Genomic DNA, 26,242 nt, shown 5'->3' on the forward strand with positions numbered 1-26,242 from the left:
GTCGCCTTTGTCTCAATAGTCGTCTTTGTCGGTATCCGTTCGCGCCAGAACGTGGCCGCGATTAATCAGCATTTAAGCCTCTTGTTTTCAAGGGAGGGACTGGATCATAGCCCGAGCCTCCCCATGGATTACACCGCAATAGGCGCCAGACCGACAAGACGCCTCCCCGTAGCAAACCATGACGCGCAAGCGCTTCTGCTGCGTAAGAGGAGCAGCTTGGCTGAAAACGGCAGTGCGGCCCAGTCAGCGGAGAAAGCCAACGCTGATAGAAGCGGATGAACATGATCAGAAGTTTGGTCATGCAGTCCGCCTCCATGACGTGCCGTCAGCCGAATCATCCAAGTGAATGCCCATCTCACCTAACACGTTTCGCAGACGATCTGCCTCGGCGAAGTCGCGTGCGGAACGGGCTGCTTCGCGGTCAGCCACTAGCTGTTCGATCTTGGCAATGTCGGGATGATTGTCGTTTGCACCGGTGAACCATTCCTCAGGATCAGCGTCCAGCAATCCGAGTAGGCCGCCAGCCTCGATCATGGCAGCCTTTATGGCCGCGCGATCCTCGGGATTTGAGGCTTTGAACGCGGATTTCGCGAGACCGAACAGCTCAGCAAGCGCGGCTGGTGTGTTCAGGTCGTCCTCCAGCGCAGCGTAGAACGGCTCAAGATGGTCTCCTTCGTCGGTCGGCTCGACTTTCGTCAGTTCGCGTATGGCACCATATAAGCGGTCGAGGCCGCGGCGCGCATCGTTAAGGCTGCGTTCGGAGAGGTCGAGGGGGCTGCGATAATGCGCCGACAACAAGGCAAAACGGATCGCCTCACCTGGCACTTTTTCGAGCAATTCGCGTACCAGCTGCACATTGCCCAGAGACTTGGACATCTTGGCACCGTCGATGGTTACAAAGCCGTTGTGCATCCAATATCGGCAATATTCAGTGCCCGGCCACGCGCAGGAGCCTTGCGCGATCTCGTTTTCGTGATGCGGAAAGATCAGGTCCTGTCCGCCTCCATGGATGTCGATTGATTTGCCCAAATGCTGACCGATCATGGCCGAGCATTCGATGTGCCATCCAGGGCGTCCGCGGCCCCAGGGGCTGTCCCATCCGGGTTGATCGTCGGAAGATGGCTTCCAAAGCACGAAATCAGCCGCATCGCGCTTGAATGGTGCGACTTCTACACGGGCTCCCGCTCGCATCTCATCAACGCTACGCCCTGAGAGTTTGCCATAATCCTCGAAGCTGAACACATCGAAGAGCACATGGCCCTCGGCTGCATAGGCATGCTCATTGTCGATCAAAGCTTTGATCATCTCGATGATGTCGGTCACGTGATCGGTCACGCGCGGTTCAATGTCCGGGGCCAGCACGCCAAGGGCGGCCATGTCTTCGTGATAGGCTTTTATATACGTCCCTGTGATGGCGCTGATCGGTTTCCCGGCCTCTTCTGCGGCCGCGTTAATCTTGTCATCGATATCGGTGAAGTTTCGCGCGTAGGTGACGCGCGGATAGCTGCGCTTAAGCACTCTGTAGAGAACATCGAACACGACTGCCGGACGGGCGTTTCCGACATGCGCATAGTTGTAGACTGTCGGCCCACAGACGTAGAGCGTAACGTGATCAGGGTCGGCCGGGACAAACGTCTCGCGTTGCCCACTGAGGGTATTGGTAAGGGTGAGAGTCACTCGGCAATCGCACCTTTTTGAGATTCAGATCTTGATTATGATATGTTGTATCATAATTCAGTGCAACAACGTCTCCTAATGCTCCAGGCACGATACTTGGGGCCTTCCGAAACCATTTCGAACTCCGCGTCCATGCGATCGACCTATTCCTCCAGACAGGCGGGCCTCGATCTGAAGATCATAACTGGAAAGGGTCAAGCCGTAACCGACCATGAATATGCTGACAGAACTCCCCGACGTCTCCTCCTCTGATCTTGTCCCCATCCAAAGCCCCCTGGCTTGGGTCGGAATGGAGAGTATTGATCTTCCCTTGCCCATTGGAGAGCCAGGCGCATGTGGCGAGGTCCATGCGACCGTCGACGCGCAGGTCGATCTGCCGTCCGGCGATGTAAAGGGCATTCACATGTCGCGGCTCTATAACCTCGTCGATGCGCTGGCCGATGGGGATGCCATTACGCCCCGCCATTTGCAGAGCCTGCTTCAGAAGATGGTCGAAAGTCATAGCGACTGCGGCAGCGGCAACGCCCGGATGCGGATTGCGTTCGAGCTACTCGTTCGTCGTCCAGCGCTTGTTACTGAGGGATTATCGGGCTGGAAGTCCTATCCGGCGGTCATCGAGGCATCGTTTATCGCAGGAGTCTTTCGATGCCATGTGCAGGTGTGCGTGGTGTATTCGTCTACGTGCCCTTGTTCCGCAGCGCTGTCGCGGCGCTTGGTGCAAGAGGGGTTCTTGGAAGCCTTTGGCCAAAAGGAGACGGTGTCACCAAGCGATGTCGCCGCATGGATCGACGAGAATGCATCACTTGCCACTCCGCATAGCCAGCGTAGCGAAGCGAGAGTAACAGTCCATACCGACCAAAGTGCATCTGGCTTCGGTATGCTCGCCCTCATAGACCAGATCGAAGAGGCGGTGGGCACCCCCGTGCAGACGGCCGTAAAGCGCGCAGACGAACAGGCTTTTGCAGCTCTAAACAGGCAAAACTTGATGTTTGTTGAGGACGCCGCCCGCCGGATTGAAGCTGCCATGGTCGGCTATCGGAACCCCAGGACTTACGTCCGGCACGTGGAGAGTCTCCATCCACACGACGCTGTCGCCTGGGCGGACCAGCGCGTTAGGGGTCACATAGAATGATCAACTCATGATTGCATCATCCCCTGCGCTCGTGCTTGCTGGCGGCACAGTCCACACTCCAGCCGGTTCCGCTGTTGCCGACGTTGCGGTGCGCGGCGGCAGGATCATCGGCATTGGTAGTTACCGCGATGCAGAGCGGCGGATAGACTGCACTGGGTTGGATGTATTACCCGGCGTGATCGACTCTCAGGTGCACTTTCGTGAGCCCGGATTGGAGCACAAGGAAGACCTAGAGACTGGCAGCAGAGCAGCGGTCTTGGGCGGCATCACCGCGGTTTTCGAAATGCCGAATACGTCGCCCAACACCGATAGCGCGGATAGGGTCGCGGATAAGCTGAAGCGCGCGCACCACCGCATGCACTGCGATCATGCGTTTTTTATCGGAGCAACCGGCGCGAACGCCGAGGAATTGGCCGAGTTAGAGCGCATTCCAGGCACAGCGGGCGTCAAAGTGTTTATGGGCGCATCTACGGGCGATCTGCTCGTTGCAGATGACGAAGTACTAGCGCGTGTTCTGGCTAGCGGTTCTCGCCGAGTGGCCATTCATGCCGAGGACGAAGCGCGAATGCAGTCCCGTCAGGATTTGCGCGTCGAGGGTGATCCGGCAAGCCACCCCGTTTGGCGCGACGATGATAGCGCGATGTTGGCGACCAAACGCATCATCAAGCTGGCAGGAGAGGCGAAGCGCCCCATTCATATTCTCCACATAAGCACGCCGGCTGAGTTTGAATACATCGCCCAGCATCGCGATATCGCGACCTGCGAAGTCACTCCGCAACATCTGACGCTCGCAGCAGAGGGCGCCTACCCAAGGCTTGGTACGTTCGCGCAGATGAATCCGCCTATACGCAGCAAGGCCCATCGCGACGGCCTTTGGCACTGGGTTAGCCAAGGCGTGCCCGATGTAATCGGCTCTGACCACGCCCCACACACGCGCGAAGAAAAGGCCAAGTCTTATCCGGCTAGCCCGAGCGGCATGCCCGGTGTGCAAACCTTGCTTCCTCTGATGCTTGACCATGTTGCCAATGGCCGGATGACGCTTGAGCGGCTGATTGAGATGACAAGCACTTCGGTACAGCGCGTTTTCGGACTCGTTGGGAAAGGCCGAATTGCGTTCGGTTACGATGCCGATTTCACCGTTGTCGATCGGAGGGGCACCTTCACGATCACCGAAGACTGGTTGGCCAGTCGCTGTGGTTGGTCGCCTTTCACCGGCATGGAACTAAAGGGCCGCGTGGTCGGTACCATTGTGCGTGGCCATGCCGCCATGTGGGAAGCCGAACTTGGCGACGCTGCACAAGGCGAAGCGCTGCGTTTCGCATCGGCTCTATAGAACTGCAAGCAACTGAACTCTCGACCTACGCTCTTTAAAGAGGTTCCCCTATGAACGCCCCGCACACTCTCCAATTGCCTGACCACGACGCCCCGCATGCCACGGCGCGCGCGCGTTTGAACGAGCTCGCGAAGTCGGGCATTGTGATGAAGGATGGCCCCTACGGCACTGCAATCCAGGCCGAAAACCTGACCGAAGAGCAGTATAAGGGCGATAGCGGCCTGACGATGGATCAGAAGGGCAATAACGACCTCGTGAACCTCACCCAGCCGCATGTGATCCGGAAAATCTGCGACAGCTATATCGATGCGGGCGCGGTGGTGCTCGCGACCAACACCTTCAACGCCAACCGCATCAGCCAAGCCGATTACGGCGCAGAGCATCTGGTTCACGAGATCAACCTGTCTGCGGCGAAGATTATCCGTCGGGCTTGCGACGATGCCACCGCTAAAGATGGCAAAGAGCGCTTTGTGTGCGGCGCTATGGGGCCGACCAACAAGACCCTCTCGCTTAGCCCTGACGTTGAGGATCCGGGCTATCGCGAAGTTACCTTCGATCACGTCAAGGAGGTCTACAAGGAGCAGGCCGCCGCGCTGCTTGAAGGTGGGTGTGACTTCATCCTGATTGAAACGGTGTTTGACACGCTCAACTGCAAAGCGGCCATTGTCGGGGTAAAGGAGCTGGAGATGGAGCGCGGCGCGGATGTGCCGATGTTCATCTCGATGACGGTCACCGACATGTCTGGCCGCAATCTTTCGGGCCATACGGTCGAGGCGTTCTGGAACACAATCCGTCACGCCCGCCCGGCGGCGATGGGTCTCAATTGCAGCTTTGGCGCGGAAGGTCTGCGTCCGCACGTTCAGACGCTTGCAGAAACAGCTGACACGCTCTTGTTTGCTTATCCTAATGCTGGGCTGCCTAACGATCTAGGCGAATATGACGAGCCACCCGAAACCACGGCCAAGTTTGTCTCGGCCTGGGCGCGCGAAGGCTATGTGAACATCGTGGGCGGTTGCTGCGGCACCACGCCCGCGCACATCGCAGCCATCGCTCAATCGGTTCGTGACGTGAAGCCGCGCATGAAAAATGAAGCGGAGCCGGCGATGCGACTTGCTGGCCTCGATCCCTTCAAGATCGCTTCATAGCACGGCGAGAAGCGCGCCCTCGGAGTAGCAATCTACCCAGTGTCCGCTTCCACCCTCAATCTCGGTTGTCTCTCGATGGCTTGGTTTGGGCCGCTAGCCGAGACCGTTCGCTTTTTGGGAAATCGCACTACAGAAGCGGACGCGTTGCAGAAATAGAGAGCCCGACTAACTTGTCCGGACGAATGGACCGAGTTCTCGTCACTTCCCGGTGTCACTGGCTTAACTGGCATCCATTTTTCGCCAATGATCTAACTTGCGATCGTTTTTCAAAAACTCGTTCACCCAGCGAGCGGAGTAGGTCGGGATGGTTACTCGCTGCGCCGCCTTGAAAGTCACCGTCCTGGATGGTCTCAATCGTCCATCTTTTGTCGATCGGAGACGTTCTTGCTTGGAAATCTCAAGCACTCAGCACAATTCCTTTGGGGCAAGGGGCCGCGACGCGATCGCATCAAGCAGCATAGCGCTTTCGGAAATGGGAAGATCCGCCTCTTCGCCTAGCCCATTCGTAGGCGGCTGCATTGTTAACGAGTCACCCTGCCAGGCCGCATCAGAAGCTCCGCTCCAAACTTGAATGATCTTTCTTCGAGCCTCGGCTTGCCGACATCGACGACTTGGGGTCGCACTAAACAGAGCTTCGAGGTCGAGTTTCCACCGCTTGGTGGCATCCTCCAAGCTAAGTGCTGAGGTAATGTCCTGCGGCGTGATCCAGTTATTCATGTAAAGCCCCTTCGTTTCGCTAGCACTTTACGTCTCTCAGCCAACCCCGCTAAGTCGCGAACTATGTTTGGTCCCCGTACAAATGACCCAGTCTCTCCGTGCAAGAAGGTATCCAAGCCTTCAGGCAACGGGCAAGTCTTCGTGGGCTGTGGAAGGACACTCCACGAGATCGCGGGTTGGTCGAATTTCTCCACGCCACGCAAGATTCAAGTGATCGACGATGTGGCCCGACTAAAGAGAAAAATGGCACCATCATGGAGCGAATGAGTCTTTTCCTAGGCGGTGCGAGATCTGGTAAAAGCCGCTTAGCGCTTGCCTCCGCCGAAGCGTTGCCAGGCCCGCACATTTTTGTCGCTACGGCGCAGCCTTTTGACTATGAGATGAGAGAGCGGATCGATAAGCATCGGCAAGAGCGTGATGATCGGTGGCGAACAATTGAAGCTCCGCTTGAACTGGCCTCGGCTGTTAAAGAGGCTGGCTGTTCGAGCGTGGTGATCGACTGTTGCACACTTTGGCTTTCCAATGTGATGCTCGCAGAGCGCGATGTTGGAGATGAGGTGAAAAAGCTGCTTTCGGTTCTTCAATCCTCATCCGGGAAGATTGTTCTTGTGAGCAATGAAGTTGGTTCGGGAATTGTACCCGACAACAAGCTTGGCCGGGATTTTCGGGATGAGCAGGGACGGTTGAACCAAAAGCTCGCCGCGTTAAGTGATCGGGTGGACCTGGTTGTTGCCGGCCTCCCATTGCGGATCAAGGGCTGAGCGCTTCAGACAATCGGGTCAGAGCATCAGAATTGGGCAGTCCAATCCGAAGATGCTGATTGTCGTCAGGAAAGCGCCGCACCGCGATCCCCCTGTTTGCGAGTGCTTCCCACACTGCTTCCGAATTGGACGCGCGCACGAAGCGAAAGAGATCGGTCCCGCCCATTTCCTCTATTCCAGCCTTCGCTAAGAGGCGTGACAGTTCCTCGCGCGCCGCGCTGAGCTTCAACCGTGTAGCATTCTGCCATTTTAGGTCCGCATAGGCGTTTGCCCCGAGCGAAAGCGCGGGACCTGAAACGTCCCAACCTCCGAGTCTATCGGCAAGTTTGGAAAGGATCTCGGATGGACCAAGCACAGCCCCCAATCGCACTCCGGCAAATCCAAAGAACTTTCCAAAAGAGCGCAGAACGATGAGCCCCTTTTGGCCAGCCAGACGGGATATGCTCAGCGCGGGTTTAAGATCGGCGTATGCTTCGTCTAAAATCAGCCATCCACCCCGGCTTGCGAGTTTTGAACGCGCCTCTTCGATCCGTTCGGGTGGCCACCGGGTTCCATCAGGGTTGTTCGGATTGACCAGCACGACGACGTCTGCATCGCCAAGATGATCGAGCGGGTCGTTTACCGCTTTGACGTTGGCTCTCGCTGCGCCCCAGCTTTCCGCGTGATCAGCATAAGATCGACCGCGTAGGATGACGCGTTCCTTCTCAAGAATTACCGGCAACTGCCGGATAACCAGCTCAGTGCCAGGAATGGCTCGGCAGTACGCGCGGTCGCAACCAAATGCTTTAGCCATCGCAGCCTCGCATCTTTCACGATCTCTCGCCGTTGGCAGTCTGGTCCACGCCTCCGCTGGGATGGGTGGCATTGGATAAGGAAAGGGATTGATACCGGTAGAGAGGTCAATCCAGGGCAAGGGCGCATCGGGAAAAGCCGCCGCCATGGCGTCAATTCGGCCCCCATGGCCCTCGAGATCCAAAAGGTTCTCCTTCAAAGCGCCCATCCAATACCTGCGAGCAGGATAGCCAAACCCACCATGCTTAGGCGATATAGCGAAAGGGCTCGACTGAGGTCAGCCATGGTCGGATCGGATGCTTCCGCGTTAAGCCAAGGTTCTTTGGATGTCTTCGCGCCATACAATCTGGGGCCAGACAACCGTATGCCCAACGCTCCAGCCATCGCGCCTTCTGGCCACCCTGCGTTCGGCGAACGATGAAACTTGGCGTCGCGGAGCATCACCCAGATCGATCGGGTGGACCCCGCGCACAAACCGAACAAGAAGCCGGTCAAACGCGCTGGCACCAGATTGGCCGCATCATCGAGTCGGGCAGCGACTTTACCGAAGGTTTCGAAGCGTTCGTTGCAGTGCCCGATCATGGAGTCGAGCGTGTTGATAGCCTTGTATGCAAACAGGCCGGGCAGACCGAAGATCACGCCCCAGAAAATCGGCGCAGCCACGCCATCGGATGTATTCTCCGCCAAGCTCTCAATAGCTGCGCGAGCCATAGCGGCTTCGTCCAAACTGCCTGTTTCGCGCCCGACTATTCGGGAGAGCGCTCTGCGCGCCGGAGCAAGGTCATCGGCTGAAAACGCGCGCTGTACCGCCGCTACGTGCTCGTAGAGCGAATGCGTCGCGATGAGTGTGGACGCGATCACCGCACTGATTGCGAAACCCAGCGGCCCCACAGGAACTATCTGCGTAATGGCCCACGCGAGCGCCGCCGCGAGAACCACCACAGACACAGTGACCACGCCGCCCAAACCAATGCGCAGCCACCTAGAAAGCGATGTACGATTGCCTTAACGCTCCAGCTTGGTCACCAGCCATCCAAACCAGCGCACCGGGTGCCCAATGCGGCGGTCGAGCCAATCTGGCCAGCCCATCGCTGCCTCAATCGCGAGCGCGGCCAGCATCAGCCAGGCAAACACTATCGCGCCATCGCCAGTATTGCGTCGATATCGAGCGATGCCTCAAGCCCGTGAGCCAATTCATCGAGCGCGGCCTCGACGTCTTCCTCATATCTGAGCGTGCTGGCCCTGTCGCTGCGCAGATCGCTGAGCCAACGCGCGCGAAACGCATCGCTTGCAAAGACGCCGTGGAGATAGGTTCCGATGATCTGACCGCCTTTAGCAACAGCTCCGTCCGGTGAGCCATCGTCCAGAGTGCTGAATGGCTGAGCAAGAGCCGGGCCTACCGAGTGTCCGGTATGGATCTCATACCCGCTTAAAGGAATTTGCTCTTGGACGGTGATCGCCTTAATCGGCCGAACGACTTTTTCGCCGGTCATCACCGTTGAAATGTCCAGCAGCGCAAGACCTTCGGCGTTTCCCGCTTTGCCATCCGCGCCGCTTGGATCATCAATGCGCGTACCCAGCATCTGAAAACCGCCGCAAATGCCAACCAGATGCGCTCCTGTTCGAACACTAGCTAGAATGTCGTGATCCCATCCCTGCTCGCGCAGCATCGCAAGATCGGTAAGGGTCGACTTGGTGCCGGATAGAATAATCGCATCAGCCTCGCGCGGGATTGGGGTGCCGGGCGGAATAAAGCGAACTTCGATATCCTCCTCGGCGCGCAATGGATCAAGATCATCGAAATTACTGATGCGCGAGAGCATCGGGACGGCGATGACGATGTCGGTGCTGGGGCCTCTGCGCCGCTCAAGCACGACCGCGTCCTCAGCGGGTAGCCGCGACGCGCACGAAAGCCACGGGACGACGCCAAGGCACGGCCAACCTGTCTTGGTCTCGGTGAAGGTGACGCCATCGTCGAACAGCGCGGGATCGCCTCGGAAGCGATTGATCGCAAACCCCTCGATCATTGCGTCATCCTCGCGATCAATAACTGCCTTCGTCCCGACGACCGCCGCAATCACGCCGCCACGGTCAATGTCGCCGATCAGGATCACAGGAACATCGGCCGCGCGCGCAAAGCCCATATTGGCGATGTCGCCCTTTCGCAGATTGACCTCGGCTGGGCTTCCGGCCCCTTCGACCACGACAAGATCGTAGGACGCGCGAAGCCTCTCAAACGCGTTAAGCACATCGGGCAAAAGGTTCCCGCGTTCACGCATGTAACGCGCGGCCTCTTCGCTTTTCAGCGGAGTGCCGTTCAACACGATTTGCGAGCGGCGGTCGCCCTCGGGCTTTAGCAGCACCGGGTTCATGTCTGTCGTAGGCTCGATGCCTGCAGCTCTTGCCTGGAGCGCTTGGGCGCGGCCTATTTCGCCTCCCGACAGGCAGGCCGCGGCGTTGTTCGACATGTTTTGTGGCTTGAAAGGAGCGACTTTGATACCGTGCCTTTTCGCGATCCGACAAAGGCCTGCGACGAGCAGCGACTTGCCGACATCCGAGCCCGTTCCCTGAAACATGATCGCGCGCGCTGCCATCCGATGATCCGACTAGGCTGGACCTAAGATTTCGAGCGAAATGGCGCAGTCGCCCGCCGCATTGACCCGCGCTTCGACACCGAACACGGCTTTTAGGCGGTCAGAAGTGATGGTGTCTCGCGGTGTCCCATCCGCAACGATCCGACCGTCTTTCATCCAGATCAGCCGGTCCGCGTATCGCGCGGCCAGCGAAAGATCATGCACGACGGTCAGCAATGATTGGCCTTCGCTTGCCGCCTTCGAAAAGATCCGCAGGACTTCATGCTGGTAGCGGGGATCGAGCGCGGCCACCGGCTCGTCCGCCACTAGAAGCGGAGTTTCCGCAGCCAGAGCCCGCGCGAGGTGGACCCGCGAGAGCTCGCCGCCTGAAAGCGTATCCGCCGCGCGTTCCTCAAAGCCCTCGAGATCGCAGGCAGCGATAGCGCGGGCTGTTGCCACCTCGTCCTCAGTGGAGAGGCGACCCGGAGCCGCGCCATAGGCGAAACGCCCAAGCGCAACGATATCTTGAACGGGTTGTGGCCATACCAATGGGCGCTGTTGTGGGAGATATGCAATCTTGCGGGCACGCTGCACCGGGGCGAGTGTGGTGACTTCCTGGCCGTCCAGCATTGCCCGACCGCTATCGGATTTCAGCAAGCCGAGAGCGAGCCGCAAGAGCGTGGTCTTTCCCGCTCCATTCGGCCCGACAAGCATAGTCAATGCACCGGGCTCCAGCGCGAAACTCGCGTCCGAAACCAAGGGCTCGCTGTTAACGGCGTAAGTGAGCCCCTCGGCGACAAACAGGCTCATGCCAGCCTTCGCCGCGATGCGATCCACACGAAGATCGGAGCGCCAATCAAGGATGCGACAACGCCAAGTTTGAGCTCATTGTCGGTCGGAAGCAGCCGCACCCCGATATCGGCCAAAACGAGCAGCAACGCGCCAAGAATGGCAGAAGGAATAAGAAGCCGCGCTGGATCGTATCGAACAAAGGGCCGAACCAAGTGCGGCGCGACTATTCCGACAAATCCTATGGACCCCGCCAATGCCACAGCCGCGCCTGTCGCCAGACCCGCGCCGATGATTACGCCTAGCCGCTGCATCTTCAGATTGAGACCGAGTCCTTCCGCCGTCTCTTCCCCAAGTGCCAAAGCCGAAAGACCGCGACGGGTAAGGAGCATGACGATGATGCCAGCAAGCAGAAATGGCGCTGCGAATGCAATATCTTCAAAGCTACGATTAGCAACGGTTCCAAGCATCCAATTGACCATGTCAGTCAAACTGAAGGGGTCAGGAGCCAAGTTCATCAGCAACGCCATAAGCGCAGCTGAGAAGCTCGAAAGGCCCACACCGATTAGAATGAGCGTTACGACCGACCGATTACGAAGCGCTGCGGCGGCAACGATAAGCGTCGCGAGAAGGGCTCCCGCCACAGCGGCAGCCGGCAAAACAAGCGGACCTGCGGTCGCCAACCTGAAATGGAGCACGAAGGTCGCGAAAAGCGCCGCCGTCGCGGACACGCCCAAAATACCGGGCTCAGCCAGCGGATTGCGCAACAGGCCTTGTAGGGCCGCACCGCTCATACCAAGGGCTGCGCCAACAATTGCGGCGGTCAAGCTGCGTGGTAAGCGAATTTGCCAGACGACCAGTTGGTCTCCCGCGCTGGCTTGGAATGCGATAGCGCCAAGAACGCGCTCAAGTGGTAACGGAACCGAACCCAGCAGCAACGATAGGATCAGAGCTGCGAGAAGACCGCCCGCCAGAACGCTAGAGAGACGTGTCATGCGCCGCCATTGGCCTGTTCAGACATCCTCTCAACCGCTTCAATCAAGAACCATCCCCCGCACGACGTCCAAGCGCCTTCTATGGCGGATACCGGCAACTCGCGAAGCTGGGCCTGCGCGACCGGATGACGCGCCGCGCTCCAGCTGTCGACATGGTTGGTCTTGCTTTCAAAGAAAGCGGCGACGATTAGATCGGGTCGCTCATAGGCTAGGCGCTCAAGCGGGAGTGGGTTCCAGCCGTTCCGGGTTTGAAAGTTGGAAAGGCCCGCAGCGGTCATAAGCTCATGGACGAGCGAACCCGGTCCCGTGGTGACACCCACCGGGGTCATATACAGCGCTTCCGGGTTTTCGCTCGCCTTTGCCGCCAGCGCTGCGAGGCGTTGGTCCATGTCCTCAATGACCTGTTTCGCCGTCTTCGGTTGACCAAGCTCACCGCCGACACGCACCACCTCTTCGCGCACCTGGTCGATGGTTCGAGGAAATCCGATCTGCACCACCGGCACGCCCGCGCGTTCCATGAAAGCCATGACATTTGGATCGCCGCCGTAGGAACGCACGATTAGGTCGGGTTCCAACGCCAGCACATCCGCCGTACGCGGGCGAACCTGAGGCAGTCCTTCCGCTTCTTCGCGCATGTAGGAAAAACGTTTATCCGCACCCGGCGACAGCGCCAGAATATCGCTATGATCCGCGAACCGCAGAACATATTGGTCCGCGCAATAATCGAGGCTGATGATCCGACGCGGCGCCTCAGAGCTATGCTCGACGGGCTGCGAACAGCCGACAAGCGTAAGCCCAAGAAGCGCCGCGAGGATCAACCGCATGAGCATTACATCCGATAGCGCAAGCCGCCGAACACGCCACGACCTGGCTGGCCATACAGGAAGATCGTCTCGTATTGTTCGTCTGTCACATTCTCTATCCGTCCGAACAGTTCGAGATTCTCTGTAATGCCATAGCTTATGCGCAGATCGGCAACGACATAGCCATCAAGCGGAGTGGTGTTCGAGGAGTTATCGAAACTGTCCCCCACGATCAGGATCGTAGTGCCGATCCCAAGGCTATTTTCCATGCGATAATCAGCCACAAGGCTGGCGGTCTCTTCGGCTCTGCGCGCAAGACGGTTACCTGTTTCATCGTCAAAAGCATCAATGATGGAATAATTGAGCGAGACATCGAAACCGTCCGCCGGTTGCAGCGCAACGCCAAACTCCCAGCCATCTGCGCTGGTGCTCGCAATGCTATCATAGGTGCCAAAGGGACGCGGATTGTCAGGATCGTTGCATGCCGGAAGAGGATTGTTGAAGCACCCAACAAAGATGATCTCGTTTTCGGCGTTACGCTCAAAATAGGTTACGCCCACTTGAGCGCGGCCATCAAGGAAGTTGTGGGTGATGCCAACGTCCCAGCTTTCCGATTCCTCGGGATCGAGATCGGAATTGCCGAAATCGCTGAAGAGCTGGAATAGCGTAGGAGCCTTAAAACCTTCGCCATAGCTAGCCCGAACCACGGTGTCGCCTCCATTGGGCGAATAGGCGCCGCTGGCAGCGAAAGTTGTCGCGCTACCAAAGGTCTCGTGATCGTCATAGCGGACACCGCCTGTCAGCGAGAGCCCTTCGATCGGCGTGACATTTAGCTGTCCGTAAACCGAGTTGATCCAGACTTCGGGTGCGATATCACCGCTGCTGTAATCGGATTCCTCACGCTCGGCACCAAACACCAGCTCAACTGAATCAGCGGCATCAAATACACCTTGGTATTCAAAGCGACGGTTTTCGCCATTGGATTCAAAGGTCTGTGTATCGGTATCGCGATTGACATTGTTACGATCAATATTGGTGTATGCAAAGCCGAGCCGATTGCGGAAGCGACCATCGAGGAACGAGGCATTTAGGCCTGCATAGCCAACAAAATCCTGCCTAAAGGAGACTTCATTGGTGTCTTGCAGACCGCTCGCACCAAATCCGTCAATCTCGGTCTCGCTATCGGCGTAAAAGCCGCGCAGATCGATGGAGATGTTGTCCGCCAGCGCGATATCGAGTTTGCCGTTTACTCCGGCGCTCTCAAAACCATCTGCTTCTTCGCCGCCGCGCTCCTCATTGAATGCAGATATACCATCGGTGCGTGCAAAGTTAGCGCCGAGGCTGGCAGACACTGGGCCGAATTTGCCCGAAATATTGCCGACCAGATCAACTGTATCGCGCGCGCCATATTCAGCGCGCGCAAACGCGTTCAAGTCTTCAGTTGGCTCGCGGGTAATCATGTTGCCCACACCGCCAATCGCCTGGCTTCCGTACAGCACGGATTGCGATCCGCGCACCACTTCGATGCGCGCAATGTTGCCGGTGAGTAGCGGTCCAAAGTTGAAGCCACCACCCGGCGAAGAGGGATCGTTGAGCTTGATGCCGTCAATCAGGACAACAGTCTGATCGCTTTGCGCGCCGCGGATTGAGACACCCGTGTTCGTACCGATCCCGCCATTGCGGTTAAAGGTCACTCCGGGAACGGTGCGCAGCAGGTCCAGTGCTTCAGTTGGTTGGCGATTTATAATCTCCTCTTCTGCTATCACCGTCACGGATTCGCCCACTTGAGAGATCGCACGGCTTGTGCGGTTTGCGGTGACCACGATTTCTTCGGAGTCAGGGATTTCTGCACCCTGACGATCCGTCTTCGCATCATCAACCGTCTGAGCGAGAAGAGATGCTGGAAGCAGCGCAACTGCTGAAGCCGCTGCAAACAAAGAAACTGCGTGTTTCATATCTGTATCCAAAGTCATACCGCGCGAGGGCTCCGAAACCCACACGGCGCATTCGACAGTTGGTCTGCCAAGTGTGCTAGCACATCGTGGCGTCGGAGACCGACCTGGCTGTCGTTACTTCGGAAAAACTTTCCTGTCCCACTGGGCTGGACCCGGCCCCGGACGAACGACGCGATGGCAGGTCTCCTGGCTCACCGATCATCACCATCGAACCGTCTTCCCAGCTTCGCCCGTAAATGGACGAGGCCAGTGACATAGTGGTTCGAGGCTCCCAGCTTACAGTTGCGGGCACAGCGCCGGTCTCACACCGGCTTCCCTCTTAGCTTCAAGCGCCTTCGCACTTGCAGCACCATCTGCCTGCGCCCTTACCCAGCGAGGATTCAGGTGTCAATTTGGCTTCATTCGCTATTGCTCCAGACGGCGCTAGCGCTTGATAATGTGATCTTTGGACCAGATGCGGTCTTGCCAGCCATAGCGCTCTAGCTCTGGATCGTAGTGCTCTTCCTCAGGATACCCGACGCACAGATAGGCGATCAAATCCCAATGTTCGAGCATGTTTAAGCAATCGGATATCCCAGACGGATTCAGGATCGACACCCAACCAACACCCAAGCCCTTAGCCTTGGCAGCCAGCCAAAAAAGATCATGATCGCGCACGCAACGGAATTGTGCAGTGTCGCGGCTTGGGTTTGCCTACTAGGGCCTAAACCCTGCGCGGGCCGGGTGTCGCAAAAAACCGCAAATTGCAGCGGGGCCTTATCCAGCCCGGCCAATTTGAGGGAACTTTAAAGCTTTTGTTTGTCCTCGGGCATGGCTGGCTGTTACCGACCGATGGTGCGCCTTCTACCAGATGGAAAATCTAATCGAGGATCCTCTGCTTGACCGGTCTCGTTTGGAAGCGCCGCACATCACGGCGGCGAGCGACCCATTCACGCAGAACCTCGAACTCGGTATCCAGCATGGCGAATCGGCGGACTAGAAGTCGATGCCTTGCTGCGCGCGTATGCCCGAGTGGAAGGCGTGCTTTACCTCGGTCATTTCGGTGACGGTATCGGCGTATTCCATCAGCTCCGGTTTCGCATTTCGACCGGTCAAGATCACGCTGGTGTTCCCGCGTGTTTCAAGTGCGGCAATCACGGCTTCGGTCTCCAAATAATCGTAGCGCATGGCGATGTTGATTTCGTCCAAGACAACCAGCGCAAAATCGCCGCTGCTAATTAGGCTTTTCGCCTTCTCCAGAGCTTTTTCGGCCGCTTCGATATCCTGCTCGCGATTCTGCGTATCCCACGTGAAGCCATCGCCCATCACATGCCAGTCCAGCTTATCGCTGAAGCGCGAAAAGAACTGCTTCTCTCCCGTCTTCCATTTGCCCTTGATGAACTGCACGACCGCCACTTTCTGTCCCCAGCCAAGCGCTCTGGCGATCACTCCGAAGGCCGAGCTGGACTTACCCTTGCCATCGCCCGTGTGAACCAAAACAAGTCCACGCTCAGGATCTTTAAGCTCTCGGCGCTTCTTCGATTGAGCCTCCTGGAGCTTTTTCATTTCTTGTTTGTGCGTTTCGGGATCGCTGCTTATCATTGGTGTGGGCCTTTATCAGAGCGGGGGGGGCGTCGAATGTCATACTCTGCGCATAGCCAAGTCTCATTTCGAGCTCGCCCTCATATCCAAAAGCGGCATGCGCGCAACGCACAACGCCCATATGCGTAACGGCCAGGACGTCGGCTTGGTCATATGGACACTCATCGAGATAGGATCGAACGCGGACCGTCATCTCGTCAACGCTTTCCCCACCATAAGGTTTTGCGCCTGTAACGTCAGCCGCCCAATCATCAATTTCACCTCGGGGAATGTCGTCCCAAGCGCATCCTTCCCGGCGCCCGAAGTCGATCTCCTGCAAACGTGGATCGATCTGGAGCGGACGGTTGAGGCGTTCGGCCAGCCTGCCCGCCAGCGCCGCGCAGCGTGAAAGAGGGCTTGTGTCTATGCGAACGAGAGATTGAGGAAGAGTCTCGCTGAGTTCGCTGAGCTCCACCTCGGACAGGACCCGCGCTTCGACATCCAACTGGCCATAGCAAACGCCAAGCTTAATCAGTGGCTCGCTATGCCGCAAAAAAATCAAAGCCATGCGGCGATCGCCAAATAGATGCCCAGTTCTGAAACCTGCTGGACAGCCCCAAGGCAATCGCCCGTGTAGCCACCAAGTTTGCGCTCAAACAGCAGACGGGTAAGAACATGCCCCACGCCAAGCCCCGCAAGACTGACTAGTACAAGCTCGGCTGAAAACCAGAAGCCAAAGGCCGCGAGCGAGGCGATGCTTGTAAAAGAGCCAATCAGCAGAGCGCTGCGCGATATGCCTTTCGCAACCGGTTTTGCAGTCCCCTCCGAGCGCGAATAAGTGCTCGTCGCTATCACAAGCACAGCGGACATCCTGGAAAGGCCTTGGGCTAAAGGGAGCGCGGCGAGCGCAACGAGAGGCGCAAGCGCGGAGAGGCTGACGATTTTGAGCCCAAGAACGACAAACAGTGACACCGCTCCAAAAGTGCCCAACCGGCTGTCTCGCATAACTTCGAGCATGCGTTCCTTGGTCTGTGCGCCGAGACCGTCGAACAGATCGGCAAGTCCGTCTTCGTGAAAAGCGCCGGTCGCCATGAGGGTCGCCCCCAGGGCGATGAGCGCGCCGATAGCAGGCCCTTCAATCATGTGGCCTATTGCGTATCCAACAGCTCCAATGCCGCCAATCAAAAGGCCGACGAGGGGATAGAACGCGGGTGCTTGCGCGAAATTCTCTTCGCTCAAGTCCATGGTTGGAAGCGGGATACGCGTAAGGAAAATCCACGAGGCACAAAAGGATTTGAAGATATTTTTCACTCGTCGCCCGATCGACCAGATACCCCTGCATCCGCAAAACTCGCCATGCCAAACAGAGACACGCTGGCCCTGATGATCGGGACGGCGAGCAACGCGCCGGTGCCTTCTCCAAGTCGCATCTCAAGGTCAAGCAGCGGCTTTGCCTGTAGCCATTCAAGCAGTGTTGCGTGTCCCTGCTCGGCAGACCGATGCGCGTAGACCATTGATGCTTCGCATTCAGCAGCAAGGGCTCGCGCAAGCGCCGAGGCAGCCGTCGCAATAAAGCCATCGACCACCACAACTTTCTTCGACGCAGCCGCACCGATGATTGCGCCTGCCATGGTGCCGATCTCAAAGCCGCCAACTTCTGCAAGTGCATCGATAGGAACCAGTTGCCCCGTCCGAGCTGCCGCGCGTTCAAGAATTGATTTCTTGTGGTTTAGCCCGGCATCATCGATTCCAGTCCCACGTCCGATGAGGTCGGCGATGGAAATTCCGCTCAGCTTGTGCGCGAGCAGCGTTGCCGAAGACGTATTGGCAATCCCCATCTCGCCAAAACACACGATAGTGCTGGCAAGGGATTGCCCATAGGACTGCCCCTGGCTGATGGCTTTTGCTGCAACCTCTTGAGTCATCGCCGGGCCTTGCGCACTGTTTGAGGCGCCCGCTCCAAGTCGCATGTCAATCAGGTCTGTCCCGTTGACCAAAAGGCTCTTTACCCCGCAATCGACCACAGAAACTGGGATGCCAAGTTCCCCTGCAATCGCGTTTGCCGCAGCGCCATTCGCCAGAAAATTCGCAACCATCTGGCCCGTCACTTCCTGAGGGAAAGCCGACACGCCCTCCTCCGCGATGCCGTGGTCGGCGGCGAAGATCGTAAGGGAGGCAGTGAACTTCTCAGCTGAGGATTCGCCAGTCACTGATGCAACGCGAACTGCGAGTTCTTCTAAGCGCCCCAACGAGCCAATGGGCTTGGTCTTCTGATCGAGCAGTTGTTGTAAGTTCTGTGCATTCATCGTGCGCGTGTCTAATTCAATATTGTATTCTGACAAGTTGATTGCTTTGCTGTCCGCCTGCTTGAGCTGACGTCGATTGAGCCGATTTTGGTATGTCGGCTTCTGACTGATCGAGGTCGAAGAACTGCCATCTGGCTCACTACCCAATTACACCCTAGGAATGCGCGTGACTTTGTGCGGACCAACACCTAGACCACGGTCCTCGATGGGCACGAAGCTGCATATCAGAACTTGTCTGAAGCGAGCCTCGCTGACCTTGCTGCTTGCGGGGCTATGGCTGAATGCTCTTGCTCCAGCAGGATATATGATCACGTCGTCTCAAAGTGCCTGGCTGGTGGTTGTGCCGTGCCCCGAGATGCATCCGTTGGCGCGAGCTTTGAAGGCCCCAACTAAAAGCCAAATGACCATGAAGGGCAAAAGCACGGAGCATGCCCATATCAGCCACGCCCACATGGACCATCCCGGGTTGGAGCACGGCCACGACGAAGGCCCGTCAAGCAAGAAGTGCGACTTTGCTGGTCTTACCAAGTTCGCGACCGGCGCTGCGAATCCCATTGTATTCGCGTTGGCCATCGCCTTTGCGCTCTTGCTCGCCTTTGCTCCGCGCGGGCCATTGCAGCTTCCGCGTCTTGTCAAACTTAGGCCGCCGCTGCGCGGTCCGCCCGCTTACGCATAAAAAACACTCCATAATCTGCAGCTCCTTGAGAGCCGCCCGTTTCTCTGCGCCCAGGCTTTTAAGGCTTGGCGCGCACGCGTAAGGAATATCTATGAAAACCCTGATGACTTCGGCGCTGCTCGCCGGAACGCTATCTTGCATAGCGCCTCCTGTGCTGGCGCAGGATCAAACTCCAGAAGAAGAAGAACGGAAAGACGGCGGGTGGACCCCCGGCGACATCACTGTGACCGGTGACCGCACGACATATGCGGTGGATCAGGCCGGCGTTACCCGCACGCCGATCCCATTGCTGCAGATCCCTCAGTCGATCCAGGTCATCACCGATGATCTGATCGAAGACCAGGAACTGGTGACGCTTGATGAAGCGTTGCGTAATGTTTCCGGCGTCGTGCCTTCGCTGCCATCGGAGCTGGTGCTCGCCAACCCGATCATACGCGGTTTTGAGGGAGAGATCTTCACCGATGGTCTGATCGGCTATGGCGATACGGCGGTAATCGATCCTGGCAGTCTCTGGAATGTCGAGCGGGTCGAGGTCGCGAAGGGACCCACTTCAACGCTGTTCGGCGGCGGCACGGGCTCGCCTGTCGGGGGACTGATCAATGTGGTCTCAAAGACGGCCAACGGTCAGGACGTCGCCAAAGCGCGCGTGCGTGGGGGCAGCTTTGATACCTATTCGGCTGCGATCGATCTGGGCACCGCGCTGACCGATGCACTGTCAGTCAGAGTGATCAGCGAGTATCAAGACGCCGGCGACGCAATTGATGAGGTGGAAATTGAACGCATTCTTGTCTCGCCAAGCGTGCGCTGGGCTCCAACATCGGACACCGAAGTCATCGGGCGCTTCACCTATACCGAGGTGGACCAGCTTGAATATGCAGGGCTGCCTGCAGAATTTCAGAATGATAACCGGGTTGATCCCTATCGTTTTAGCGGAGCAACGAACGCGCCCAACACCAATGTTCAGAATCTGACAGCGCAGCTCGAATGGACGCAGGTGCTGAATGAAGGGCTGAGCTTTCATCTGCGCGGGCGCCGGTATGAGAACGACTTTGACGAGTTTGCTTCCTCGCCCTTTTTCGCCTTCTTCCCCTGTGGTGAAGCGTCTGGCTTGAACGAGACATCTTGCCTGCAAATTCGCGGGCGGCTTCCCGCGAGCGTCGATGAATGGACCGTCGATGGCTCGCTTACAGCCGAGTTTGCTACGGGAGCGATAGAGCATGTCGTCCTTGGGGGCGTGCAATGGGATCAAGCCGATTACGAAGCGGCGACCGGGTTCGATTTCGCCAACCCAGTGGCTTTCGATTACGCCGACCCGGGTTCGGACTTTGACTTCTTTCCCATTCCCGAACTCAACACCTTTCTCGGCAATCGCTACGAGACCTTCGCCATCTATGCGCAAGATCAGATCACCATCGCCGATAGTGTCCATGTGCTGGCGTCGCTGCGCTATTCGGCGCTTGGCATTGAAGAGGTCGTTGGCGGTGCAGGTGCTCACGAGACCTATCATGAGTGGGACCCGCGCTTTGGCATCACAATCGATGTGACCGAAGGGGTCAGCCTGTTCGCCGGTTATGCAACAGGCTCGCGGCTTTCGCTATTCTTTGTCGGGACCGATGGCGAAGAGCCCGTGCCTGAGCGGTCCGAGAGCTTCGAAGCGGGAGTAAAGTTCGAGCTGAAAGAAGTTGGCTTATCCGGCACGCTCGCCGCTTACCGTATCGACCGCACGAATGTGCCGCTTACCGATCCGACCACGTTCATCACATCGATCCAGGTCGGCGCGCAGCGCAGCGAAGGGTTCGAGGCCGATCTGATCTTCGAACCAACGCGCGCGTTCTCGCTCCTTGCCAGCTACGCCTTCACGGACGCTCGCGTGACCGAGGATGTTGATCCCAATATCGTTGGCGATCGCTTGCCCCGCGTCCCAGATCACAGTGGCCGGATTGCAGCACGCTATCGCGTGCTGGCGGGCGCGCTAGAGGGCTTAGAACTTGGCGCAGGGCTGACCGGGGTGAGCGAGACGGTCATCACACTCCCCAACAACGCGGAGGTTGATGGCTATATCGTTGCGGACGCTCAGGCGAGCTACACGATCGGGCGCGCCCGCATTGGTCTGCGCATCGATAACCTTTTCAACGCCGACTACTTCATTCCCTATCAATACTTCGCGCAGGACGTGGTGCGCCCGGGCAATCCGCGATCTGCATTTGTGACTCTTGGCTTTGAGATATGAGGAGCAGCGATATGCAACGCAGAGATATGATCCGCATGATGAGCGCGCTTGCCGCCACCGGCGCTCTGGCGGCACCGGCGTTTGCCCAAGGTGATGCGAAGCCGACCAGCCCAGATGGCGAAACGCTGATGGATATGAGCAAAGTGCCGCCAAGCTGGTTTGGCAATGAACAGGTCGCGGTCATCATTTATGACAACATGACGGCGCTTGATGTGATTGGCCCGCAATACTTCCTGTCGGGGCTGTTTGGCGCCACCGTCCATATGGTGGCCAAGACCGACCAGCCGATCACCAGCGATAGCGGGATCACGATCACTCCCACCGCCACTTTCGAAACGTGCCCGAGGGCTCTCGATATCCTGCTTGTCGGAGGCGGCGTCTCAGGCACGCTGGCGGCGATGCGCGATGATGTCACGCTCGATTTTCTGGCGGACCGAGGCAGCCGGGCGAAGTGGGTGACAAGCGTGTGCACCGGATCTCTTTTGCTGGGTCAGGCGGGGCTCCTGAAAGGTTACCGCGCAACCTCGCACTGGATCGGTCGCCCGCTGCTCAACGACTTTGGCGCGATCGAAGTCAATGAGCGTATGGTGTTTGACCGTAACCGTGCCACCGGGGCGGGCGTTTCCGCCGGCCTCGATCTGGGTCTTGAGCTTATGCACCGAATGCGCCCGCTCGATCTCGCGCAAGCCATGCAGGTCATGGCCGAGTACGCGCCCGAACCCCCGCTTGATTTCGGCACGCCTGAGAAGGTGCCTTCGGACGTTCTTGCAGGGATTGAGGGCCGTCTGTCCGGCTTCACCGATGCAGTACGCGCGACCGCGCGAACGGCCCGAATTTGACCCAATATGAGAGATACAATCGATGACTATAAACAGAAGAGCGCTGCTAGGCGGAATGACTGGCGCGGCGATGCTTGCCCCATTCCTGGCGATAGAGCGCGCGATGGCTCAACATGCAGAGCATGGAGGTCATGGGTCCCAGGCCGGGGCGACAGGATCTCCATCGCCCGCAGAGCAGCAAGAGATGGCTGCGCGGCACGATCAGATGATGCAGGAGATGTTTGGCGACAATCTCTTCAAGAACGAACAGGTCGCAATGCTGCTCTACCCCGGCTTCACCGCCTTGGACCTTGTAGGGCCGCACTATTTCTTCGCCTGCATGTTTGGCGCGAAGGTCCATCTGGTGACAACCGAAGCGGACTTAGAACCTGTCGCCTCAGACCTTGGCCTGGCGATCGCACCGACAATCACTTTGGAAGAGACGCCCAGTGATCTTGACGTGCTGTTCCTGCCCGGTGGAACCCGCGGTACGCTCGACGTGATGAAATCGGAGCGTGTTTTGGGCTGGGTCAGTGACCGAGCCTCGCGCGCAAAACACATCACCAGCGTGTGTACGGGTTCGATGATACTCGCAAAAGCTGGCCTTCTCGAGGGTAAAAAGGCCACTTCACACTGGGCAACTCTCCCCGTCCTGGCAGACTACGGTGCAATCCCGACCGACGAACGCGTGGTGCGAGACGGAAACATCCTGACAGGGGCCGGCGTCTCGGCGGGGCTCGATTTCGCGATCGCGCTGGTCGAACAGCTGCGGGGACGCAAATACGCCGAAGCGCTCGTACTCCAGGCGGAGTACGCGCCCGAGCCATCAATCAAAGCGGGCAGCATCACAGATGCTTCCGCCGATGTCGGGGAGATGATGGAGCTGATGTTCAGCCCGGTTGCCCAAGAGTTCAAAGCCTTGGCCTCTGGCTAAAACACTCCGCTGCAACCCTTCTTTAGGATGGTCGATGATCGCTAACCAGACAGCAGAGGTGACTTCCCACGAGATGTCCACCGATCGCTCCAGTGCCCCTACAACAAGCGCGCGCCTCGGCACGCTTGATGTCTTGCGGGGCGTCGCCGTGCTTATGATCTTTGTGGTCAACATCAAGATGATGGCAAACGGCTACAACCATTACGTCACCCGATCACTCTGGGAAGGTGAGGTGGCGGCTTGGATCGCGTTTGTCCAAGGCGAGTTCATTCACGGCCAGTTCGTCACGATCTTCACCGCGCTTTTTGGCGCCGGGCTCGCCCTGTTGCTCGCGCGAGATAACCCGGTGCAGATGCGCGTGGTGCTCCGCCGGCTGTTCTGGCTGGCCGTGTTTGGGGGGCTGCACCTGATCTTCCTACGCGAAGGGGATATCCTGATCTGGTATGCGTTAGTGGGCTTTCTCGCAGTTCCCTTTGCCCAGCTAAGGGCAGTGACTCTCTTGGGTCTGGGCTTCGCTCTACAAATCGCCGCCTATACTCACTACACCCTATTGCCAATCGCAGAGCCAGGGCCTGCCGCTGTCCTCTGGTCGTCCGCATCACAGGCGCATCTGGAAGTGGCTGACATCATGCTCGGTTCTGTCGGAGACCAGGTTTCGGCTAGGCTACATGCAGCGTGGTACTACATGATCGATCTGTTTTTGGTGGGCGGTGTCTGGATCGACACGTTGGGGGTGATGTTGATCGGGATGGGCTTGCTCAAAACCGGCTTTTTGAGCGGAGAGCTCTCGCTGAATACGTACGCGATCTTGGCAGTCGCCGGCCTTATTGTCGCTGCATCCGAGCATGTCCTTCCGCTTCTGGCCGCAGGTGAATCCGAGTTGGAGAAAGCTGTGCTCAATGTATCAGGTTACGCTCATCGCTTTGGCGGAGCGCTCGTCTGGTCGTCACTGATCGTTGCGGCCGTATCGGCCGGATGGCAGGCGAAGGCGCTGGCAGCTGCAGGCCGCACCGCCTTCACAGTCTACATCCTGCAATCGGTGATAGGTCTGGCCCTTTTTTCGGGCCTCGGGCTGGGTTTGTTTGGGCAGCTGTCTCTCGGCGGCTTAATGCTGATCACGATCGGGGTGTGGGCCTTCTTCCTGATCGCCGCACCGCTCTGGCTTGCCCGCTACCGATTTGGGCCGTTTGAGTGGGTGTGGCGCTCTTTGACCTATGGTCGGCGACAGTCATTTCGCCTGGTGTCGTCGAAAAGGCAGTAGCTGTTCATCGCTCTCAGCGTTCCCGAGCACGGATGGCACTCTAGTACTGAGCATTGCACGCCACTGCCAGAAACCGCTTTTCTTAGGATGCGGACGCCAGACAGAAAGAGGCCGGCGCCCAATAGCAGTCAGATTTCGGTCTTTTCGGCGAGCGTCAGAGCATCTTCGATATCGACGTCCAAGTATCGCACAGTGTTATCGATCTTGGAATGACCCAGCAGAACTTGGATTGCCCGAATGTTGCCCGTGGCTTTGTAGATGATTGAAGCCTTGGTTCGGAGCAGCGAGTGGGTGCCATATTCCTCCGGCGGCAAGCCGACAGCTGTTACCCACTCATCTACAAGTCGTGCGTATTGTCGGGTGCTCAAGTGGCGAATGTCCGCTTTCGGTAGCTAAGATCTGGAATGGCTACGTCTTGGATTAGGGCGCAAAGCTGACACTAGACCGTTATCGGTTGACGGTTTCGGGGGCGGGGAGGCGCTATCGGATCAGCGGTGTTAGATAAAGTTGGCTGACTGAATAGGAGCTGTGACGACCCGTTCGAACATCATGTTCGCTCTGCGATTTAATTGATATTTCGTCATGTGACGCTTATAGAAACGTCAGGAGACGTGATATGGCAATTCTAGCAATTCAAGAAGTCGAAGCGCTGGTCGGCTTGCAAACCTTCTCAAACGAGAATGATCGAGGTCGCCTGACAAGCGCAGCAGTCAAAGCTGTGCTGCGACTTACTGATGCTTGGGGTACCAGCAACGCTGAAGGGTCGGCGCTCCTCGGTGTATCACTTAGCACGTGGGACCGTATGAAAGCGGGGACTTGGGAAGGGACTCTAAGTCAGGATCAACTGACGCGCGCCTCTGCGCTTATCGGGCTGTTCAAAGGCCTCCACCTGCTGTTTGCGAACGACATGGCTGACCGTTGGCCTAAGTTGGAGAACAAAGCACCTGTCTTTGATCGGATGTCGCCCGTCGATGCGATGATCGAAGGTGGTATTCCGCGCATGCTTGAAACCCGGCAGTATATCGACGCGCTTCGTGGCGGGCTCTGAAGAGCAGCAAGAACCGCCACTGACCCGCGAGGCTTTCGAGCGTACTGTGCGTCTCGTGAGCAGCGCGCGGCTGCGCGACGCCGTGATGTCACCGCTCGCTGACGATGAGGAAGAGCTTGCGCTGCTGGCCGAGATAGAGGGCGCAACCAGCTCACGCTTGATTGCCGAGGAGCGCGGTACAGGCGGTGTATCTCCGGACGAACTCGTACACGGAGTGCCGCATGCGAAGTTCATCAATGCCAGTTTTGCGTATGCCAAACCGCGCGATCCAAACCGGTTTAATCCGGCTGATCGCGGCGCCTGGTACGCGGCTCTCGACGTCGAAACCTCAATTGCAGAGGTTGGCGTCCATCTGACACAGGCATTGGCTGATGCTGGCGATTTCAATGCGGTCGTCGAGTATGGCGAGATGATTGCCAGCATGTCGGGCGTCTTCGTGGATCTTCGCGATATGCCAGATCACCCGGCGCTCAACCCGAACAAAGAAGAAGGATACGCCGTTGGTAACGCTTTGGCGGCCAAAGCTCGCGGGGAGGGCCACAACGGCATTATCTACCCTTCGGTACGCCATGCAGGCGGCACCTGCATTGCGGCTCTTTGGCCGAATGTTGTGCAATCGGTGGTCCAGGGTGAGATGTACCGACTTATCTGGAACGGCAGTGCGGATTTTGAGGTTCGCGGTCTCTAGCTACAAACCAATCAGACGTCGTTTCTGCGGAACTTCAACTATCGAGACG

28 protein-coding genes, 1 pseudogene and 1 riboswitch are annotated in these 26,242 nt (G+C 57.8%); of the genes and pseudogenes, 13 read left to right on the top strand and 16 right to left on the bottom strand.

Going from position 1 to position 26,242, the window contains the following annotated elements; translation table 11 throughout:
• Positions 1 to 61: 61 nt before the first annotated feature.
• Together yidD and cysS are read right to left on the bottom strand one after the other, a co-directional pair.
• Entirely contained in the window at positions 62 to 301 is a 240-nt protein-coding gene (gene yidD, locus QNI87_RS01910; RefSeq protein ID WP_366146160.1) for a membrane protein insertion efficiency factor YidD, read from the bottom strand.
• Positions 298 to 1,677, bottom strand: coding sequence for a cysteine--tRNA ligase (gene cysS / locus QNI87_RS01915; RefSeq protein ID WP_300593190.1), 1,380 nt, complete (start codon positions 1,675 to 1,677; stop codon positions 298 to 300). Before cysS ends, yidD begins: the two co-directional genes overlap by 4 nt.
• Before the next feature lie 211 nt (positions 1,678 to 1,888).
• On the opposite strand from cysS, the gene folE2 reads away from it, so the two are divergent.
• The 5 genes from folE2 (at position 1,889) to cobU (ending at position 6,765) form a co-directional block, all read left to right on the top strand.
• Positions 1,889 to 2,809 carry a GTP cyclohydrolase FolE2 gene (folE2, locus tag QNI87_RS01920; protein WP_300593192.1) on the top strand — a complete coding sequence of 307 codons (921 nt, stop codon included), beginning with the start codon at positions 1,889 to 1,891 and terminating at the stop codon, positions 2,807 to 2,809.
• Positions 2,810 to 2,816: 7 nt separating this feature from the next.
• Positions 2,817 to 4,142, top strand: coding sequence for a dihydroorotase (locus QNI87_RS01925; RefSeq protein ID WP_300593194.1), 1,326 nt, complete (start codon positions 2,817 to 2,819; stop codon positions 4,140 to 4,142).
• A gap of 146 nt (positions 4,143 to 4,288) precedes the next feature.
• Positions 4,289 to 5,287 carry a homocysteine S-methyltransferase family protein gene (locus QNI87_RS01930; protein WP_300595285.1) on the top strand — a complete coding sequence of 333 codons (999 nt, stop codon included), beginning with the start codon at positions 4,289 to 4,291 and terminating at the stop codon, positions 5,285 to 5,287.
• A gap of 780 nt (positions 5,288 to 6,067) precedes the next feature.
• Positions 6,068 to 6,271, top strand: a complete 204-nt coding sequence (locus QNI87_RS15715) for a DUF1289 domain-containing protein (RefSeq protein ID WP_366146161.1) — start codon at positions 6,068 to 6,070, stop codon at positions 6,269 to 6,271.
• Positions 6,259 to 6,765, top strand: coding sequence for a bifunctional adenosylcobinamide kinase/adenosylcobinamide-phosphate guanylyltransferase (gene cobU, locus QNI87_RS01935; protein WP_300595286.1), 507 nt, complete (start codon positions 6,259 to 6,261; stop codon positions 6,763 to 6,765). The genes QNI87_RS15715 and cobU overlap by 13 nt, the downstream gene beginning before the upstream one ends.
• Here cobU and cobD read toward each other — a convergent pair.
• The 9 genes from cobD to QNI87_RS01980 form a co-directional block, all read right to left on the bottom strand.
• A complete protein-coding gene (gene cobD, locus QNI87_RS01940) occupies positions 6,755 to 7,756 on the bottom strand; it encodes a threonine-phosphate decarboxylase CobD (protein ID WP_300593197.1) in 1,002 nt (333 codons plus the stop codon). The genes cobU and cobD overlap by 11 nt on opposite strands.
• Positions 7,753 to 8,514, bottom strand: a complete 762-nt coding sequence (gene cbiB, locus QNI87_RS01945) for an adenosylcobinamide-phosphate synthase CbiB (protein WP_300593200.1) — start codon at positions 8,512 to 8,514, stop codon at positions 7,753 to 7,755. The genes cobD and cbiB overlap by 4 nt, the downstream gene beginning before the upstream one ends.
• A 48-nt stretch (positions 8,515 to 8,562) precedes the next feature.
• Positions 8,563 to 8,691 carry a hypothetical protein gene (locus QNI87_RS01950; RefSeq protein ID WP_300593203.1) on the bottom strand — a complete coding sequence of 43 codons (129 nt, stop codon included), beginning with the start codon at positions 8,689 to 8,691 and terminating at the stop codon, positions 8,563 to 8,565.
• The gene (locus QNI87_RS01955) at positions 8,691 to 10,151 is read right to left on the bottom strand and encodes a cobyric acid synthase (RefSeq protein ID WP_300593206.1); all 1,461 of its coding nucleotides are present in this window, start codon (positions 10,149 to 10,151) and stop codon (positions 8,691 to 8,693) included. Before QNI87_RS01955 ends, QNI87_RS01950 begins: the two co-directional genes overlap by 1 nt.
• Positions 10,152 to 10,163: 12 nt before the next feature.
• Positions 10,164 to 10,940 carry an ABC transporter ATP-binding protein gene (locus tag QNI87_RS01960; RefSeq protein WP_300593209.1) on the bottom strand — a complete coding sequence of 259 codons (777 nt, stop codon included), beginning with the start codon at positions 10,938 to 10,940 and terminating at the stop codon, positions 10,164 to 10,166.
• On the bottom strand, positions 10,937 to 11,914 hold the full coding sequence (locus QNI87_RS01965; protein WP_300593212.1) for an iron ABC transporter permease: 978 nt from the start codon (positions 11,912 to 11,914) through the stop codon (positions 10,937 to 10,939). The genes QNI87_RS01960 and QNI87_RS01965 overlap by 4 nt, the downstream gene beginning before the upstream one ends.
• Positions 11,911 to 12,744: an ABC transporter substrate-binding protein gene (locus tag QNI87_RS01970; RefSeq protein WP_300593215.1), complete on the bottom strand. Its 834-nt coding sequence runs from the start codon at positions 12,742 to 12,744 to the stop codon at positions 11,911 to 11,913. Before QNI87_RS01970 ends, QNI87_RS01965 begins: the two co-directional genes overlap by 4 nt.
• On the bottom strand, positions 12,744 to 14,672 hold the full coding sequence (locus QNI87_RS01975) for a TonB-dependent receptor (RefSeq protein ID WP_300593218.1): 1,929 nt from the start codon (positions 14,670 to 14,672) through the stop codon (positions 12,744 to 12,746). Before QNI87_RS01975 ends, QNI87_RS01970 begins: the two co-directional genes overlap by 1 nt.
• A 158-nt stretch (positions 14,673 to 14,830) precedes the next feature.
• Positions 14,831 to 15,041: riboswitch (cobalamin riboswitch) on the bottom strand.
• 54 nt (positions 15,042 to 15,095) lie between these two features.
• On the bottom strand, positions 15,096 to 15,329 hold the full coding sequence (locus QNI87_RS01980) for a nitroreductase family protein (RefSeq protein ID WP_300593221.1): 234 nt from the start codon (positions 15,327 to 15,329) through the stop codon (positions 15,096 to 15,098).
• A gap of 193 nt (positions 15,330 to 15,522) precedes the next feature.
• Between QNI87_RS01980 and QNI87_RS01985 the strand changes: the two genes are divergently transcribed.
• Positions 15,523 to 15,651, top strand: a complete 129-nt coding sequence (locus QNI87_RS01985; RefSeq protein ID WP_300593223.1) for a hypothetical protein — start codon at positions 15,523 to 15,525, stop codon at positions 15,649 to 15,651.
• On the opposite strand, the gene cobO is transcribed toward QNI87_RS01985, so the two are convergent.
• The 4 genes from cobO to cobT are packed head-to-tail and all read right to left on the bottom strand — an operon-like array spanning position 15,648 to position 18,574.
• Positions 15,648 to 16,253, bottom strand: coding sequence for a cob(I)yrinic acid a,c-diamide adenosyltransferase (gene cobO, locus QNI87_RS01990; RefSeq protein WP_300593226.1), 606 nt, complete (start codon positions 16,251 to 16,253; stop codon positions 15,648 to 15,650). The two genes, QNI87_RS01985 and cobO, sit on opposite strands and share 4 nt — an antisense overlap.
• The gene (locus QNI87_RS01995) at positions 16,171 to 16,800 is read right to left on the bottom strand and encodes a histidine phosphatase family protein (RefSeq protein ID WP_300593229.1); all 630 of its coding nucleotides are present in this window, start codon (positions 16,798 to 16,800) and stop codon (positions 16,171 to 16,173) included. Before QNI87_RS01995 ends, cobO begins: the two co-directional genes overlap by 83 nt.
• A complete protein-coding gene (gene cobS / locus QNI87_RS02000) occupies positions 16,791 to 17,543 on the bottom strand; it encodes an adenosylcobinamide-GDP ribazoletransferase (RefSeq protein ID WP_300593231.1) in 753 nt (250 codons plus the stop codon). The genes QNI87_RS01995 and cobS overlap by 10 nt, the downstream gene beginning before the upstream one ends.
• On the bottom strand, positions 17,540 to 18,574 hold the full coding sequence (gene cobT, locus QNI87_RS02005; RefSeq protein WP_300593233.1) for a nicotinate-nucleotide--dimethylbenzimidazole phosphoribosyltransferase: 1,035 nt from the start codon (positions 18,572 to 18,574) through the stop codon (positions 17,540 to 17,542). Before cobT ends, cobS begins: the two co-directional genes overlap by 4 nt.
• 169 nt (positions 18,575 to 18,743) lie before the next feature.
• On the opposite strand from cobT, the gene QNI87_RS02010 reads away from it, so the two are divergent.
• From QNI87_RS02010 to QNI87_RS02030, 5 genes are all read left to right on the top strand, one after another.
• The gene (locus QNI87_RS02010) at positions 18,744 to 19,214 is read left to right on the top strand and encodes a hypothetical protein (RefSeq protein WP_300593236.1); all 471 of its coding nucleotides are present in this window, start codon (positions 18,744 to 18,746) and stop codon (positions 19,212 to 19,214) included.
• Between the two features lie 91 nt (positions 19,215 to 19,305).
• Positions 19,306 to 21,444 (top strand): TonB-dependent siderophore receptor, encoded by a 2,139-nt coding sequence (locus QNI87_RS02015; protein WP_300593239.1) that lies wholly within the window; start codon positions 19,306 to 19,308, stop codon positions 21,442 to 21,444.
• A gap of 11 nt (positions 21,445 to 21,455) precedes the next feature.
• The gene (locus QNI87_RS02020; RefSeq protein WP_300593242.1) at positions 21,456 to 22,283 is read left to right on the top strand and encodes a DJ-1/PfpI family protein; all 828 of its coding nucleotides are present in this window, start codon (positions 21,456 to 21,458) and stop codon (positions 22,281 to 22,283) included.
• Between the two features lie 184 nt (positions 22,284 to 22,467).
• Complete coding sequence (locus QNI87_RS02025; protein WP_300593245.1) at positions 22,468 to 23,196, top strand: DJ-1/PfpI family protein; 729 nt, start codon at positions 22,468 to 22,470, stop codon at positions 23,194 to 23,196.
• Positions 23,197 to 23,230: 34 nt separating this feature from the next.
• Positions 23,231 to 24,457, top strand: coding sequence for a DUF418 domain-containing protein (locus QNI87_RS02030; RefSeq protein WP_300593247.1), 1,227 nt, complete (start codon positions 23,231 to 23,233; stop codon positions 24,455 to 24,457).
• Positions 24,458 to 24,585: 128 nt separating this feature from the next.
• On the opposite strand, the pseudogene QNI87_RS02035 reads toward QNI87_RS02030, so the two are convergent.
• Positions 24,586 to 24,828, bottom strand: a pseudogene (locus QNI87_RS02035) (tyrosine-type recombinase/integrase); the annotation flags it as partial.
• Between the two features lie 245 nt (positions 24,829 to 25,073).
• Here QNI87_RS02035 and QNI87_RS02040 point away from each other — a divergent pair.
• Both QNI87_RS02040 and QNI87_RS02045 read left to right on the top strand, forming a co-directional pair.
• Positions 25,074 to 25,505 (top strand): antitoxin Xre-like helix-turn-helix domain-containing protein, encoded by a 432-nt coding sequence (locus tag QNI87_RS02040; RefSeq protein WP_300593250.1) that lies wholly within the window; start codon positions 25,074 to 25,076, stop codon positions 25,503 to 25,505.
• The gene (locus QNI87_RS02045; protein WP_300593253.1) at positions 25,492 to 26,193 is read left to right on the top strand and encodes an RES family NAD+ phosphorylase; all 702 of its coding nucleotides are present in this window, start codon (positions 25,492 to 25,494) and stop codon (positions 26,191 to 26,193) included. Before QNI87_RS02040 ends, QNI87_RS02045 begins: the two co-directional genes overlap by 14 nt.
• The last annotated feature ends 49 nt before the right edge of the window (positions 26,194 to 26,242 follow it).

Source organism: Erythrobacter sp., from assembly GCF_030066995.1.
In the GTDB taxonomy this organism is placed as follows: Bacteria; Pseudomonadota; Alphaproteobacteria; order Sphingomonadales; family Sphingomonadaceae; genus Erythrobacter.

Excerpts from the sequence above, each read along its gene's own strand:
- QNI87_RS01930 (WP_300595285.1), top strand. The coding sequence starts at position 4,289 with ATGAAGGATGGCCCCTACGGCACTGCAATCCAGGCCGAAAACCTGACC.
- QNI87_RS02030 (WP_300593247.1), top strand. The coding sequence starts at position 23,231 with ATGATCGCTAACCAGACAGCAGAGGTGACTTCCCACGAGATGTCCACC.
- QNI87_RS02010 (WP_300593236.1), top strand. The coding sequence starts at position 18,744 with ATGGGCACGAAGCTGCATATCAGAACTTGTCTGAAGCGAGCCTCGCTG.
- QNI87_RS01970 (WP_300593215.1), bottom strand. The coding sequence starts at position 12,744 with ATGCTCATGCGGTTGATCCTCGCGGCGCTTCTTGGGCTTACGCTTGTC.
- QNI87_RS01955 (WP_300593206.1), bottom strand. The coding sequence starts at position 10,151 with ATGGCAGCGCGCGCGATCATGTTTCAGGGAACGGGCTCGGATGTCGGC.
- QNI87_RS01960 (WP_300593209.1), bottom strand. The coding sequence starts at position 10,940 with ATGAGCCTGTTTGTCGCCGAGGGGCTCACTTACGCCGTTAACAGCGAG.
- QNI87_RS02015 (WP_300593239.1), top strand. The coding sequence starts at position 19,306 with ATGAAAACCCTGATGACTTCGGCGCTGCTCGCCGGAACGCTATCTTGC.
- QNI87_RS02025 (WP_300593245.1), top strand. The coding sequence starts at position 22,468 with ATGGCTGCGCGGCACGATCAGATGATGCAGGAGATGTTTGGCGACAAT.
- yidD (WP_366146160.1), bottom strand. The coding sequence starts at position 301 with ATGACCAAACTTCTGATCATGTTCATCCGCTTCTATCAGCGTTGGCTT.
- QNI87_RS01975 (WP_300593218.1), bottom strand. The coding sequence starts at position 14,672 with ATGAAACACGCAGTTTCTTTGTTTGCAGCGGCTTCAGCAGTTGCGCTG.
- cobU (WP_300595286.1), top strand. The coding sequence starts at position 6,259 with ATGGAGCGAATGAGTCTTTTCCTAGGCGGTGCGAGATCTGGTAAAAGC.
- cobO (WP_300593226.1), bottom strand. The coding sequence starts at position 16,253 with ATGATAAGCAGCGATCCCGAAACGCACAAACAAGAAATGAAAAAGCTC.
- QNI87_RS02040 (WP_300593250.1), top strand. The coding sequence starts at position 25,074 with ATGGCAATTCTAGCAATTCAAGAAGTCGAAGCGCTGGTCGGCTTGCAA.
- QNI87_RS01995 (WP_300593229.1), bottom strand. The coding sequence starts at position 16,800 with ATGGCTTTGATTTTTTTGCGGCATAGCGAGCCACTGATTAAGCTTGGC.
- QNI87_RS01985 (WP_300593223.1), top strand. The coding sequence starts at position 15,523 with ATGGAAAATCTAATCGAGGATCCTCTGCTTGACCGGTCTCGTTTGGAA.
- QNI87_RS01965 (WP_300593212.1), bottom strand. The coding sequence starts at position 11,914 with ATGACACGTCTCTCTAGCGTTCTGGCGGGCGGTCTTCTCGCAGCTCTG.
- QNI87_RS15715 (WP_366146161.1), top strand. The coding sequence starts at position 6,068 with ATGTTTGGTCCCCGTACAAATGACCCAGTCTCTCCGTGCAAGAAGGTA.
- QNI87_RS01925 (WP_300593194.1), top strand. The coding sequence starts at position 2,817 with ATGATTGCATCATCCCCTGCGCTCGTGCTTGCTGGCGGCACAGTCCAC.
- folE2 (WP_300593192.1), top strand. The coding sequence starts at position 1,889 with ATGAATATGCTGACAGAACTCCCCGACGTCTCCTCCTCTGATCTTGTC.
- QNI87_RS02020 (WP_300593242.1), top strand. The coding sequence starts at position 21,456 with ATGCAACGCAGAGATATGATCCGCATGATGAGCGCGCTTGCCGCCACC.